The following is a 15,348-nucleotide window of genomic DNA, read 5'->3' on the forward strand; positions in this document are numbered from 1 at the left end:
GTGTTACTCTATGATGTAGATTTTCTGCATATTGGCAATACTAAGAATTTCATTCGCCTGACCATGTGCACCTTTTACAGACGTAGAAATATGTAACTCCTGCGCCTTACGATGCAGCAATACCATCATGCCTAAAGCAGAACTATCGAGGTAAAGCACTCGACTAAAATCTAAAATAATATGGTTAACCTCTGGATGCGTTAAAATATCTTGATAATCACTGGTGAATTTCTTGTGGTAATAAAAGTCAAAGCGCTCTGGCAATGAAATAACTTTAATATTTGACATTGTGTTATCCCTAATTAAAAGAGTTCAATTTCACCACAGGTAATTTGATCCCTTGAAACGGGATTATGAGTCTCCTGACGTCGGCGACTCATTTGTATTGTGATGTCATCCCCCTTAATGCCAAACTCCTGTTGTGACATAGTGGTGACGCGATTGAGCGATTCTTTTAAATGGTTTAGGGACTGATTTGTGTAAATCAGGCTTTGGGAAGTAATATCACTGAACTGCAATCCCCGAATAGTATCCGAGATGGCTTGTTCTAGTTCATGTGCCGATGAATCGATACGTTCAATCACTTGAGAATCCTTCTCTGCTTTAACGATAATCTGCCTTAGTGCAGTATCTATATCCTTTTTTGCATCAATAATATAAGTCATATCTTGAGCGGCGACTTTACTCACGTGTACGGTTAATTGCTCAATCTGAATTTGAATTAATTTAAGCTGTTTTTGTATGCTTTCACTAAAACCTGCGCTACGAGTGGATAAAGCGCGCACTTCATCTGCCACAACGGCAAAGCCTCTACCCGCATCACCCGCCCGCGCCGCTTCAATTGCCGCATTTAAAGCGAGCAAATTAGTCTGGGACGAGATTTGATCTATGTCTTGCAAGGCTTTCATTGCTTGAGGCATAGACTCGTAGATGAGATTCACTTTTTCCAACAATTCCATAGTTGATGCCGACATTTCTATGGTGGATTGAATAAAGCGCTCTAACGTCATTGAGGTATTGTTGGCAAATTGCTTCATTTGATCTGAATGGAATAACTCAGCATCATCAGTACTCTTAACGAGATCTGAAATAAATCCTGTCTGCTCCGTCATTAACCGCCCTAAACCATCGAATGACTCACCGAGCAAATTGACTGCGTCACCTTGCACCGCTAGCACACTGTCAATGTTAGCCTCGCAGCCGTTAAGCGTCGTGATTGACTCTTGATACAGACTGACATGGGCTTGCCAGTCCGCGGCAAGTTGGTTGTTGAAGGACTTATCATCATGCTGTTGAACTGACTGCATTTGCTTATGCTGATAAAATTGCCACAGCAACATCATCAATACAGAAATAACCGGACCGATAGCCCACAATGTCATCAAACTCAGCGAATATCCAACGCCTGCCGCGAGCACCGCAACGACCCCATCCTTGTATGTCATATGGACTTCACAATAATTGTACAGTGATTAAAAAGTAGTTTCATATTGGGTGATTTTCAAACACGAAAGTGAAATTATTCACATTGTTACGTGTCGCAATGCGGAAAATGCAGTTATCGCGATAGAAATCCTCAGCATTGAGCGCTAATTCTCAGTAAATTGCCGTAAATTCATGATTTGCTAATAAACTTGTCTTAATGGAACCCGAAACTTAACTGTGCAGTCCTCATACCCTAGGTTACACTGGAAGCGTCATGGATTGGGATGGGATCGCTTATGAGTCAACGTACATTAAACTCCTTATTTAAACCGACTTCCGTTGCCATTATCGGCGCTTCGAATACCGAAAAACGCGCGGGTAATGTGCTGATGAAAAACCTACTATCGAGTGGTTTTTCTGGGCCTATCATGCCAGTCACCCCTAAGTATCGGGCAGTGATGGGTGTGCTCGCCTATCCCAATATTGAAGCCTTACCCATCAAACCCGATTTAGCGGTTATTTGTACCCGCGCTTGCCGTGTGCCCGCCATCGTTGAAACCCTTGCGCAATTTGGCTGTAAGGTGGCCATTATTATGGCAGCAGGGATGGCGCAGGAATTTAACGAAGATGGCGTGAGCCTGCTCGACCTTGCCATGCAAAATGCTAAGCGTTACGGGATGCGCATTCTGGGGCCAAATAGCTTAGGAATGCTATTACCCCCATTGGGATTAAACGCCAGCTTAGCCCACGCCAGCGCCCTACCGGGCAAAATAGCCTTTGTGTCTCAATCGGCTGCTATTTGTACAACGGTACTCGATTGGGCCAATAACAAAGGTATTGGCTTTTCCTCCTTTATCTCCCTCGGTGATGCCACCGACATTAACTTTGACGAACTGCTCGATTACCTTGGCCGCGATAGCCGCACCAGCGCCATCATGCTTTATATCGACTCAGTGAATGAGAAGCGCCATTTCCTCTCGGCCGCTCGAGCCGCTTCACGCAATAAACCAATTCTAGTGATTAAATCGGGCCGTAGCGCCGAAGGTGCCCGCGCCGCAAAATTGCATACGGGCGGTGTTGGCGGTAACGATGCAGTGTATGAAGCGGCGTTTCGCCGTGCAGGTATGTTGCGGGTTAACGATTTAATTGAACTATTTGCCGCGGTTGAAAGTTTAGCGCATTCCAATCCGCTGCAAGGTGAGCGCTTAGGGATTATCAGTAATGGTGGCGGCCCCGCGGTGTTAGCTGTGGATGAACTCATTATGCGCGGCGGTAAACTGGCGGAGTTATCAGAAGACACCATAGCCAAATTAGAAGCCGTGTTACCTAATACTTGGTCAAGGCAAAACCCCATCGATATCATTGGTGATGCGAACGCATCACGATATGCTAAAGCTTTGACTATCTTGATGGACTCCAATGAACTTGACGCTATTTTGGTCTTGCACTCCCCTTCAGCACTCGGTGAAAGTGTTGAGATAGCTGATGCTTTGGTGAGTGTGATCCACGCGCATCCCAAAAAGAATCGCCTCAATATTTTGACGAACTGGAGCGGTGAAGACTCGGCTTATCAGGCACGAAAACGCTTCACTAAGGGCGGTATATCAACCTACCGTACACCCGAAGGTGCTGTGGGTGCCTTTATGCACATGGTTGAATACCGTCGTAACCAAAAACTGCTGCAAGAAGTGCCGCAATCGATCCCCGACAATATTCCGACAGATAGCCTCACGGCGCGCAAATTACTGCAAGCGGCTCAAGCTAAAGGAAAATCGGTACTGGAAACCCATGAGGCCAGCCCTATTTTGCGTGCTTATGGGCTTAACACTATAGACACTTGGTTTGTGAAAGATGCCGATGAAGCGGTGGCCATTGCGAATGAAGCGGGCTATCCCTTAGCGTTAAAAGTGCAATCCCCTAACATCTTGCATAAGTCCGATGTGCACGGAGTGATGCTCAATTTAACCTCGGCTGAAGATATCCGCCACGCCGCGAATGCGATTACCCAGAGGGTGCATCAAGCCAATCCCGAAGCCATTATTGAAGGCATGATAGTGCAGAAAATGGCGTTGACCGCTGGCGCACAGGAAATCCGCGTGGCCATGATAAGCGACCCCGTCTTTGGTCCGGCGATTTGCCTTGGCGAAGGAGGCTCAGAATGGGACCCCACCAATGATGCTGCCGTTGCCCTGCCACCCCTGAATATGGCACTGGCGCGTTATATGGTGATCCAAGCGTTAAAGACCCATAAGTTAAAGGACAGACATTTACCACTGGGTCTAGACATGAATGCCCTGTGCGTGATGTTAACGCAAATATCCCATATTATTATCGATTGCCCTGAAATCGCCTCGTTAGATTTAAACCCAGTACTGGCCGCGGGTGAAAATATCACTCTGCTCGATGTGAATATCCGTTTGCATAATGCCAATGCCGACAGTTCATCGCGGATGGCCATCATGCCCTATCCGAAGGAATTAGAAGAATTCGCTGAGCTTAAAAATGGCCTTAAGGTAATGCTAAGGCCGATTTTGCCCGAAGATGAGCCTAAACATTTGGCCTTCGATAATTCGCTATCCGATGAAGACAGATACAAACGTTATTTTGGGGTGCGGTCGAAAATGACCCATGAAGAAATGGCGGTATTAACTCAAATCGATTACGCCCGTGAGATGGCCTTTATCGCCACGGCTAAGGGGCCAGATGGTGATGACATCACCTTAGGTGCCGTGCGTGCATCTATTGACCCTGATAATACCGAGGCCGAGTTTGCCATGGCGGTGCGTGGCGATCATCAAGGTATAGGGTTAGGCAAGTTGTTACTCGAAAAATTAATCAAATATTATCAGGCCAACGACACGCCCGTGCTCACCGGCTTTACCATGTTTGAGAATCGCAATATGGCCAGTCTTGCCAAGAGTCTCGGTTTTAAAGTGACCTTCGATATGGAGGAGCATTTGATCAAAATGCACATGGATTTAAAACCGCCCAGTGATCAATAGCACCTACCCAGACGAACAAAAACGCCGCAAATCATTGCGGCGTTTTGTTATCCTAAGTAAATGATTATTTAACGAAATAGCGACCGAGCTAATACTTAACGCCTTGAAACATCGACACTCGTACCCACATTCTCAGCCTCTAACACAGTTACGGCCTTCGGACTTAGCTTGGTACAGTGCTTTATCGGCGCGACTAAACAGCGTTTCAGCATCATCCCCCTGTTGCAATGAGGCCATCCCAATCGAGACAGTAATCGCGCCAAGGGAAAGCTTTTTGTCTTTCCCTACCGTTAAGCGCCGCTCAGAAATACGTTCACGCAGATTTTCAGCCACTTGCAATGCGTCGTGAAAATGGGTGTTAGGTAGCACCACCACAAATTCTTCGCCGCCATAACGCGCAACAAAGTCATCCCCACGCACACATTGCTTTAAGGCTAATGCGACATAGGCCAATACTTTATCACCCGTTAAATGACCATAGGTGTCGTTAAAAGCTTTAAAATTATCGATATCAATCAGTAAGAGACTACAGCGGGTCTGGTGATCTTGTGAACGGTAGATTTGATCCTGAATACTTAACTCATAGGCGCGGCGATTATGCAGAGACGTTAATTGGTCTGTCATAGCCGCGAGGCTAAGATTTTCCATTTCAGATTTAAGATTTTGCACTTCTTGACCCATGGTACACAGACTTTGCTCCATCTCACGGTTGTTGATAAGTAGCATCTGCATCTCATCGACCACACCATCAACCAGCTCGTTTAAGGTATTGATATCGGGATTAGTTTGTAATCGCAAACCAAACTCGGCTAATGAGCCAGAAAATGCCGCGGTTCCTTGACTCAACTGACTGATTTTATTCAACAGGCTATTGATCAAGATTTGTGTTTCAATCTGAACATTTTCAATCACTTCTGGTGACTGTTCTTGGATAAAGGTTTTATAAAGACTGGTATTAACTTCCTTGGTAAAAGAGACATAATTCGCCAAAAAACCATCAATCGCGCGATTTAAATCGAGATTTGTGCCTGCAAAATATTCATACCAAACAGTGTAATTTTCAGGAGTAACAGGAATATCGAGGGCAGACATTTGCGGTACGGCCAAACGCAAAATTTGCGCGGCAGAATCAAGTTCTTTATTTTCTGCAGTAGAAGACATAAATCGCGAACCATAGATTTGTTATGTTTTTGTATATATTAAGTTAACCCAACTGATTCAATTTGGATATGGGAGAAATCAATTATTATGACAGGGAGCAAAAGAAAAGAGGATGTTGCCATCCTCTTCCTCATCACGGTATCGAACCAACTAGAACGAGCTAAACCTCGCGACAATTAAGTCCACAACTAACCGCGGCAGCGAGCAAAGATATCTAATTCAGGCTGATATACCTCAGTTTTGATATTCATTAGTCCCAATAGACTATCGAATAAATTGTCATGGGAGAAACCACCTTTCGCCGCATGCTCAGCCAAACAGTCCATATCCAATTGATTATCTTGGCTAAAATCTTTTGATACCCAAGCAAGCATAGGAATGCTCGTCTGCTCAATCGGTGCGATACTGTAAGGCGCACCATGTAAATACATGCCTTTTTCGCCTAAAGACTCGCCGTGATCGCTCAAATACAACATGGCTGGATCAAATTTATCTTGTTGGTTTTCTAACTTTTTAACCACTTCGCTAATAATATAGTCAGTGTACAAAATACTATTGTCATAGGTATTCATCAGCTCATCTTCACTGCAGTTTTGTATATCACTGCGCTGACAATCCGGTGTGAACTTACGGTGTTCTGCTGGATAACGTAAAAAATAAGTTGGGCCATGACTACCAATGACATGCAATACAATCACGGTATCTTTGCGTTCTGCGTTGGCTAAGGCTTCATCTAATTTGTTCAGTAACACTTGGTCGAAACAATATTGGCCAGTGCACAACTTAGGATCACTGTTCAAATCAATGGTTATGTTTTCAACTTGGTCACACACCCCTTTACAGCCAGAATCATTGTCAAACCACTGTACTTTAATACCACCATGATCCAACACATCAACGGCGGTGTCTTGAGCATAAGCACGGCGTGAATCGTAATCTTCCCGTCCCATGCGAGAAAACATGCAAGGCAAAGATACTGCCGTTGCAGTGCCACATGAATGGGTATCTTTAAAGACTATTAATCCTTGGTCTTGAGTGTGGGCGTTGGTTGGCTTGTCGTAGCCATAATACTGATAACTCATTGAACGCGCGGTTTCCCCCACGACTAGGACTAATAAATTCGGTTTACCATTTGAGTTGGCACTGACATTTTTTGCATCGAGGCCAAGTTGCTGATATTCCATTGGCGTTTGCAAGTACTGCACATTGATGTACTTAGACACAGCACCGATAAAATACGTCGGCACGATATAACGTTTTAGCTCGTCGTTGTTACGGCCAAAGGCCGCGTAATCTTGAAAATAGAAGAAAGCAATAATGCCCAGTCCTGCCAACATCGCTAGCATAAAAAGCACTTTATGCAGTAGTTCTTTTAGGAAAGGTTTGTACTGAATATCCGCTTTATAGATAAGGTACGCGGGTAAAATCCCCGTCAGTAACATATTCATTATCGAAGCAAAATTCACATACATGAACGCTTCGGCATGATTGGTTTGAAAAGTGTTTTCTATCATGCCGTAATCGAAGACGACATTGTATTGGTAGGCAGCGAAGAACACACTCGATGATAACAAGGTGAGTAAGATGAAAAACGGTTTAACGAGATACTTTACCGTAAATAAGGAAAATACAAAACTGAGTGCAAATGTTAAAAACAACGGCACAGTAGCGATGAAGATAGGATCGACATCAGGTTGTTTTTCAATGCCTTTCTTAATGATGCCAAACAATGGGAGATTGAAAATACAGACGTAAAATAACGCTGTGATAAAAGTGAATCGATTCACCGATAGAGTCTTAAATCTTGCTAACACTGATAGCTCTCACTCAAATTAGTTGTTTGTCGAGAATAACTTAGTATTCTTAAGGTAGTCTTAGCCCTTTGACAGTGAAATTTTTTCGCAATAGTAGCAAGCTCTTGGCAATGGCTCAAATTATCTGTGGGTATTGTTAACATTAAATAATAAACTTAAAAAAACGGCCGAACCTCAATAAGTTCGACCGTTTTCTGCTCCCCAACCTATTAGGGTCTTGCTCGGTTTTACCAGTGAAGAGTTAACAATTCATGCTAACCCAGCGGTAATTATCTTAATTGCTGTAATAAGTAGGCAAACGCCATTGAATTAAGTTCCGCGGCTTGATTATTATCTGCAGCGCCGGCGTGGCCACCTTCAATATTTTCGTAGTACAAGACATCAATTCCCATGTCTTTCATCTTAGCAACCATCTTACGGGCGTGACCTGGGTGAACCCTATCATCACGGGTCGATGTGGTGAAAAAGACCTTTGGATAATGCACGTCTTTATGCAGATTATGGTACGGAGAGTAAGTTTTAATGTAAGCCCATTCCTCAGGAATATCCGGATTACCGTATTCACCCATCCAGCTGGCGCCAGCGAGTAACTTATTGAATCTAAACATATCAAGCAGAGGCACTTGGCATACGACAGCGTTGTACAGATCCGGTCTGCGGGTAAATGCCGCTCCCATTAACAGGCCACCGTTACTGCCACCTTGGATGCCTAAATGTTTACTTGATGTAATTTTACGGGCAATCAAATCTTCCGCTATTGCCTCGAAATCCTCATAGGCTTTATGTCGATTTTGCTTTAACGCCGCTTGATGCCAAGCTGGGCCATATTCGCCACCGCCACGAATGTTAGATAACACATAGACGCCGCCCTGCTCTAACCAGTTCTTACCAATGGTGGCCGAATAGGATGGACGCAGTGAGACTTCAAACCCACCATAGCCATAAAGTAGCGTAGGATTAGTGCCATCTAACTTAAGATCCTTAGCCATCACCACAAAGTACGGTACTTTAGTTCCATCTTTTGACGTCGCAAAGTATTGCTCAGTTTTAAACTTATCCGCAGCAAACTGTTGCGGCATACCTTTAATTTTCTTCGGATTTAAGGTTTCTGCATTAACCGTATAGAGGCTTGAAGGCTCAAGAAAACTGGTGTAATTCACGAAAAAATCATCACTGTCTTGCTCAACGTCCATTACCGTCAGGGCGCCATTCGCTTCGAATGGGACTTGGGTGCTTTGCCAAGCGCCATTTTCGTCTTGCTCATACCGCACTAATTTGCTTTTCACGTTATCGAGCCAATTCACGAAAATCGCACTCTTACTAAAACTAAGCTGCGCTATCGATGCGGTCTGAGTCGGGCTCACAAATAAACTGAATTTGGCTTTTTGGGCGATAAGATCCGCCACATCGGCATACACGACCGCGCCTTGCTTAAAGTTACCGTCTTTATTGGTTAAATCGCTCTTTAACTCAATAAATAACTTACCTTTAAAATAACCTTTAATCTCAGCATCTTGAGGTAATGGCAACCCTATGAGTTTGCCATCTTGATAGACATATTGGCTGGCGGTATAAAAAGTATGTGCCTCGGTGACTAAACTCAGCGGCGTTTTATCATCGAATAAAACCCAGCCTGATACTGCGACTGAGGTTTTGTCACCAGTGAAAATCGGTTTCGCTTGCTCGAGTGCTGTACCACGTTGCCAGAGTTTCACCTCCCGTGGATAACCTGAGTCAGTCATGCTTTGACCATCACCAAAATCAGTACCGACAAAGGCGTGGTCTTTATCTATCCAGCTCAGACTTGATTTGGCTTCTTTCAAAAAGAATGGCTTATCTTTGGTGGCAACAAAGGATTTAGTATTTAAATTAAATTCTCGCACTTCCACCGCATCGGCACCACCGCGGGAAAGTGAGACAAAACAGCGCTCATTTTCGGGATATTGACAGCTAATATCCTTAAATACCCAATTGACGGCTTCGGCTTTACCTAAGGCATCGATATCAAGCACGGTTTCCCATTTGGGATCGGGTTTAGCATATTCTTCCATGGTAGTGCGGCGGTAAATACCGCGCACATGGGTGTCATCCTTCCAAAAGTTGTATAACTTGTCGCCAATGTGGGTCGCGTAGGGAATGCGTTCTTTATCGTTCAGGATGGCGAGACTGTTCGCCACTAAGGTATCAAAACCTTTAAACGCTTTAATTTCGGCGGCAGATGCAGCATTTTGGGTTTTCACCCATTCCATCGGCTTTGCGCCTTCAACATCTTCTAACCAAATGTATTTATCTTCTTCTGCGTGAAGTTGACCGCTCATACCGAGCACTCCTGCAATGCACCAAGGCAGTAATTTATTATTCATTCTATTCCTTTTAAACAAAGTCCATCTTGAGATCTGCCCTTACATTACCTTAATTAATATCCAGTTCAACTATTAATCCAACAAGAATGTAACAAAAGGTAAGGTACTGTAATAGCTGATGATTAATCTAGAATGAATCGCGTTTTTAAAGATGTCATACTATAAAAAAGCGTCCACGAGGGACGCTTTTTAGTGAATGAAATAGGGTAAATTAAAACTCGTTATTCATACGAGACAACAAATTGAGCAGTACGATTCGTTCCTCACTGCTCATTTTAGCGGTGAGATCTGTGGTGAGTTGTAGATGTAATGCATCATGTTCGAGGAACAAAGTTTGGCCCTTTTCGGTTAACTCCACCAGAATTGAACGACGATCGGTTTCATGGGGACGACGTACAACCCACTCAGCTTCAACCATTTTGTCGATTTGAACCGTTAGTGTACCTGTTGTGACACCAATTTTATCCGCCAGTTCTTTCATCCTCATAGCGCCGTGCACGCCGAGTAACTCAATGGTGTGCACCTGCGATAGGCTAAAACCTTTGTCACGCACAATGGCGTGTTCCCAAGACGACAGCTTTTCATAAAATTCAATAATCACATGATTTAATGCATGATCTGTTGAATGAGCAGTCGTTAAATTCAGGTTTGATGAATGATGATGTTCAACAGTCATTTAGGCTTCCTTAACCATACACTCGCGCTGACGACAAGTATGGAGTTCAATAGTGATATGAGCCAATTCAGGAAATTGTGACAGTAACTGATTAAAATAACTGACATCTTTCGGTGAATGGGACACGATAGACACCATAATAGCATGGTGATCGGCACTCACTCGCCAAAGATGTAAATCGGCCACTTGATGATCCGGTACGGCCTCAAGAGTTTCCACGACCTTACGCTGCAATGACGCTTTAACACCACCGTCAAGTAAGATAGGACTCGTTTGCTGAATGAGTCCCCATGACCAACGGCTAATAATCACAGCACCCACTATACCCATAACCGGATCGAGCCAAGTCAGTCCCATGTATTTACCAAACAACAAGGCCGCAATGGCGAGCACTGACGTTAACGCATCGGCTAATACGTGAAAATAGGCGGCGCGTAGGTTGTGATCATGACCACCGTGTGCCTTCTGACTCTCATGCTCATGCTCATGCTCATGCTCATGCTCAGCAGCATGGTGCTCATGTTTATGATGGCTATGATCTTGATGGCTGTCATCGTGTGCATGTGAGTCATCATGTGTATGTGGACCCGCACCATGTGAATGAGCCGTATGGACGTGATCGTCATGGGAGGAGTGTGCTTCGCAGCTGTGATGAGCATGCTCGTCTTCATGATCATCTTGATGTCCATGATCGTGACTATGACCATGAGTGTGCCCATGGTCGTGGGTATGGTGATCTTTGAGTAAAAATACACTCAGCACATTCACACTCAAACCTATAACAGCCACAAATATGGCTTCGTTAAAATGGATTTGCTCAGGGTTAATCAGTCGCATTCCCGATTCAATCAACATCACCAGTGCCACAAGTCCTAGCGCTATTGCGCTGGTATAACCGCCAAGCACACTCACTTTGCCAGTACCAAAAGCAAATGCAGGATCGTTAGCGTGTTTACGGGCATACGAATAGGCGAATAGCGTGATCATAAAGGCCGCGGCATGGGTTCCCATGTGCCAACCGTCGGCGAGCAGTGCCATAGAACCGTAGATGGTTCCGGCAGCAATTTCAGCCACCATAGTGATCACGGTTAAATACAGTACATAGCGAGTGTTCTTCTCGCCATCGCGGTTCTGACTCGAAAACTCATGGGCGTGCTGCCACTGGGCGAGTGAGTGCCCTTGGCTGCTTCCCGTAGTAGCTTGATGCCCTGTCGCTTGCTCGGCTGTCATTGATTTCATTGTATGGCCCCTGTTCCATTTCTATCGCTATTAATGGTGAAAAACTCGTCGCTTGAATTATAGTTTGAAAATCAAAATATATGAAGATCAAATTAACTATTTATCAAGATATACTGTTTTCAAACTTTTAAACGTGTATTTGAATCCCCATAATGCATCTGCGCACCTGCCATCAGTCGAGACACTGATATGTGAATTAAGATAGGCAGCTAGACTAGGCAAAGGATATCAGGCAAGGTTTAATGGATTAGCGCTTGATTTATGAGTAAAAACAGCTCACATAGCTGAGTTAGATTGGCTTTATTACAGCCTTACGCAGTTATAGACAGACACAGCGGTGGCTTTTCAGTGCAAGTTGAAATCCAAGTTTTAAGGTTTTTATCTAGGATATTTCGTATATTTTTCGCATGATATGAGTCATAAAACAGCCACAGCAAAGAATTGAAATAGCTGAGAACTTAACAAAATAAGTCATTGAAAAGTGTAATTAACCCTTATTATTCAGATTGATAAAAATTATTTGGGTAAAAAATCGATTTTTTATTGAATAATTTAACCCTTTTTTACCTCTGCTGCGTTTATAGGGAGCAGAACACAGACAAATTTATCGACATCAATTCAGTTCGATTAGGAGAAACAAAATGAAATTGAAGACCTTATTTAGCGTTAGCGCTGTTCCCCTTGCATTTGCACTATTGTCATTCAATGCCGCGGCGGTGAGCCCACCACATCCAACAGGGTTAAATGCGCCTATGATCAGTATTCAACGTTTCGATCCAAAAGATTACAGCGCGCAGGAAGCTACTAAGATGTTCCCTGCTCCGGCAGCAGGTATGGTGCAGCACATTTTAAGTTTACCTAAATTAGAAAACGAAGATGACTACATGGTCGAAATCCAAATTGGTCAGACTCAAATGGTTGATTGCAATAAGCATGGATTAAACGGGGAATTGAAGGAACTGACAGTGCAAGGTTGGGGTTATAACTACTATCAAGTAGATGAAATCGCTGAAGGCCCGAGCACTATGATGGCCTGTTTCGAATTGGCGAAGAAAGAAGCTTTTGTACGTATTCCAGCTGAGCTAAAAATGCGCTACGACAGTCGCTTGCCTAAGGTGTTTTATCTACCAGAAGGCGCTGAACTGCGTTTCAGAACTTGGAAAGTAGACTCAACCTATCAATATTCCAAGTAAATAGCCAAATTTAACTCTTGCGTCATCAATCAAATGCGCTTCGAGTCTTTGCTGATTGATAAAAGCAAAGACTCGAAGCGCATTAACTAGAATCGTTTAATTCTAACGACTTGCATAATTTCTATTTCAAAACCTGCCACAGTTTCTGTCTCTGGGTAATAGATGACATTGATCTTTTGCCCTTGCAGATTACGATACTTTTTGACTCGTCTAAATTTAAACGGCACGTCACAATCTTCAATCATAACAGTATGTTGTATCCACTCCGCCTTTTCCCTTTGCATATGCGAAACCACAGTCACACCTTCAGAGTGAACCAAATGTTCATGGGTGGCTAACATCTTTTTTACGGCCTTATTCATGTTCAACTCTTTTATCATCTAGTTGCGACAACAGTGACTCAACTTTCTGTTTAATTTCAGCATATCTCAATTTTTCACAGCGGCCGAAACCACTCAACTTACGCACTTGAAAACGACTCACCAAAGGAACTGACATACCAGCGAGGCAACGACAATAGGTATCAAGTGATAAAGCATCTATGCCTTTGGCCGTTAAATGGTGCTTCAATTCATGTAAATCAGCCAATATCTGCTGATCTGTCGGCCAAGTAGGTTCCGTCGAATAACTCAACTTAGCGAAATGACCACGGCAGACACTGCAATGACCGCAGATAGCCGGCGTCTCATTATCATCAAAATAACGGGATAAATTGTGGCTTAAGCACGTCTCAAGTTCAAAAAAGCGGACTAATTGCGCTATTCGCGCAATTTCTTTCTGCTCTTTATCGATAAAATAATGGTACAGCTCATCGATGAGTTCCGGACGCGCTAATGCGGCAACATCCACCCGATACACATCGGTAATTCGTTTGGTTTCTAATTCAATCAACTGATGTTCAGCTAAATATTCCAGCGCGGCCAACACGCGACTGCGTTCATGGCCCGTCGCACTGTACAAGGCATCAAAATCTAACGCGCCCCATATTTTCTTCATCTGCGTATGATTAAAAATTTGCGTCAAAAAGGCCTGCCGCTCTGGATTAAAGCGGCTCAGAATGACATGTTTATCCACTAAAAATTTGTAATTAACATCGGCGTAGTAAGCAAATAACGGCTTAACCACACCTAGAATTTCTAGCTGCACAAGTAACGTTTTTAACGGCAACTGGCGAATATTACTCGCCGTCGACACGCCATTAAGCTGACATTCCCACTGAGCAGAATCTTGTTCAAGTCGAATTGCTTCAATGACTTGCGCTATACCTTCTCGCTCCGGCGTATCGCCATACACAAAATTCTCAACGGTATTGAGCCCGTCAAGATTGGCCAAAGTGACACAATGGGATAACGCACCATCACGCCCTGCTCTGCCGATTTCTTGGCTGTAGTTTTCAATGGATTTAGGCAAATCGTAGTGGATCACAAAACGAATATTGCTCTTATCGATTCCCATGCCAAAAGCGATGGTTGCCACCACCACTTGCAGCTTATCCTGCATAAAATCATTTTGAATTTGTTGACGTTTTTCATCTTCAAATCCAGCATGATAGGCACTGGCGACTATACCTTGTTGGCTCAAGAGTCGTGCGACCGTTTCGGCGGTTTGCTGCAAAGTCACATACACAATGCCGGCACCTGAGAATGATGCAATCTGGTTAACCAGTAAGGCATTCTTCTCTTGCGTTGATACAGGCAGAACAGTCAAATCTAAATTGGGTCGATAAAATCCCGTTTGCACTATGTGTTCAGGCGCAATATCAAAGCGCTTGGCCATATCCAGTTTCACTTTACGTGTTGCTGTGGCCGTCAATAACAGTACCAGCGGGATCTCAAGCTCGCGCCGATAGTCGGGCAATTTAAGATAATCGGGCCGAAAATTATGGCCCCACTCTGAAATACAATGCGCCTCATCGACGACCAGCATGGACAGCGGAACCGATTGAATAAATTGCCGAAAACGTTCATTTTTGAAACGTTCCACCGACACCATCAAGATTTTCAGCTTGCCAGAGCGCGCATCAGCCATCACTTGCTGACTCTGCTCGGCGCTTAAGGTTGAATCTATGCTGGCCGCATGAATTCCCTTAGATTGTAAAAATTCCAGCTGATCTTTCATCAAGGCGAGTAAAGGCGAAATCACTAAACTCAAATGGGGTAACTGCAATGCTGTAAATTGATAACAAAGGGATTTACCAGAACCCGTCGGAAAAATCGCTAAACTCGACTCCCCCGCCAACAGTTGTGTTATCGTTTGCGCTTGACCAGGACGAAATTCAGAAAACCCGAAATCCTGCTGCAATAAACTAACGTATGGATTGGTTTCCGGAATGGGATTGAACATCAACCGTCCTTTACACTTATCCTTACCACCCACAAAATTCGGGCATACCGCAAGAAAAAGATTCAGCATTAAGTGAGTCGACTAGTCTAGCAAATTTTGACGTACTTTACGGAGTTAATTAGCAACAACTGA

Annotated in this window: 11 protein-coding genes; 2 read left to right on the forward strand and 9 right to left on the reverse strand. The window is 43.9% G+C overall.

Annotation, left to right across the window (positions count from 1 at the left end):
• Positions 1–3: 3 nt before the first annotated feature.
• Both KO531_RS07700 and KO531_RS07705 read right to left on the reverse strand, forming a co-directional pair.
• A complete protein-coding gene (locus KO531_RS07700; RefSeq protein ID WP_219250813.1) occupies positions 4–288 on the reverse strand; it encodes an STAS domain-containing protein in 285 nt (94 codons plus the stop codon).
• 14 nt (positions 289–302) lie between these two features.
• A complete protein-coding gene (locus KO531_RS07705) occupies positions 303–1,445 on the reverse strand; it encodes a methyl-accepting chemotaxis protein (protein ID WP_219250814.1) in 1,143 nt (380 codons plus the stop codon).
• Positions 1,446–1,721: 276 nt separating this feature from the next.
• Between KO531_RS07705 and KO531_RS07710 the strand changes: the two genes are divergently transcribed.
• Entirely contained in the window at positions 1,722–4,427 is a 2,706-nt protein-coding gene (locus KO531_RS07710) for an acetate--CoA ligase family protein (RefSeq protein ID WP_219250815.1), read from the forward strand.
• Positions 4,428–4,559: 132 nt separating this feature from the next.
• On the opposite strand, the gene KO531_RS07715 is transcribed toward KO531_RS07710, so the two are convergent.
• The 5 genes from KO531_RS07715 to dmeF form a co-directional block, all read right to left on the reverse strand.
• Positions 4,560–5,588: a GGDEF domain-containing protein gene (locus KO531_RS07715; RefSeq protein ID WP_219250816.1), complete on the reverse strand. Its 1,029-nt coding sequence runs from the start codon at positions 5,586–5,588 to the stop codon at positions 4,560–4,562.
• Between the two features lie 188 nt (positions 5,589–5,776).
• The gene (locus tag KO531_RS07720; protein ID WP_219250817.1) at positions 5,777–7,402 is read right to left on the reverse strand and encodes a phosphoethanolamine--lipid A transferase; all 1,626 of its coding nucleotides are present in this window, start codon (positions 7,400–7,402) and stop codon (positions 5,777–5,779) included.
• 269 nt (positions 7,403–7,671) lie between these two features.
• Positions 7,672–9,765 (reverse strand): prolyl oligopeptidase family serine peptidase, encoded by a 2,094-nt coding sequence (locus tag KO531_RS07725; protein WP_219250818.1) that lies wholly within the window; start codon positions 9,763–9,765, stop codon positions 7,672–7,674.
• A 211-nt stretch (positions 9,766–9,976) separates the two neighbouring features.
• Positions 9,977–10,441: a MarR family transcriptional regulator gene (locus KO531_RS07730; RefSeq protein ID WP_212600888.1), complete on the reverse strand. Its 465-nt coding sequence runs from the start codon at positions 10,439–10,441 to the stop codon at positions 9,977–9,979.
• The gene (gene dmeF / locus KO531_RS07735) at positions 10,442–11,680 is read right to left on the reverse strand and encodes a CDF family Co(II)/Ni(II) efflux transporter DmeF (protein WP_219250819.1); all 1,239 of its coding nucleotides are present in this window, start codon (positions 11,678–11,680) and stop codon (positions 10,442–10,444) included.
• Positions 11,681–12,321: 641 nt separating this feature from the next.
• On the opposite strand from dmeF, the gene eco reads away from it, so the two are divergent.
• Positions 12,322–12,873, forward strand: a complete 552-nt coding sequence (gene eco, locus KO531_RS07740; RefSeq protein WP_219250820.1) for a serine protease inhibitor ecotin — start codon at positions 12,322–12,324, stop codon at positions 12,871–12,873.
• Between the two features lie 86 nt (positions 12,874–12,959).
• Here the strand turns inward: eco and KO531_RS07745 are convergent, their stop codons facing one another.
• Together KO531_RS07745 and KO531_RS07750 are read right to left on the reverse strand one after the other, a co-directional pair.
• Complete coding sequence (locus tag KO531_RS07745; RefSeq protein ID WP_028759892.1) at positions 12,960–13,235, reverse strand: hypothetical protein; 276 nt, start codon at positions 13,233–13,235, stop codon at positions 12,960–12,962.
• On the reverse strand, positions 13,228–15,216 hold the full coding sequence (locus KO531_RS07750) for a RecQ family ATP-dependent DNA helicase (protein ID WP_131524715.1): 1,989 nt from the start codon (positions 15,214–15,216) through the stop codon (positions 13,228–13,230). Before KO531_RS07750 ends, KO531_RS07745 begins: the two co-directional genes overlap by 8 nt.
• Positions 15,217–15,348 lie beyond the last annotated feature (132 nt).

This window comes from Shewanella sp. NKUCC06_TVS (assembly GCF_019345515.1).
Lineage (GTDB): Bacteria > Pseudomonadota > Gammaproteobacteria > Enterobacterales > Shewanellaceae > Shewanella > Shewanella oncorhynchi.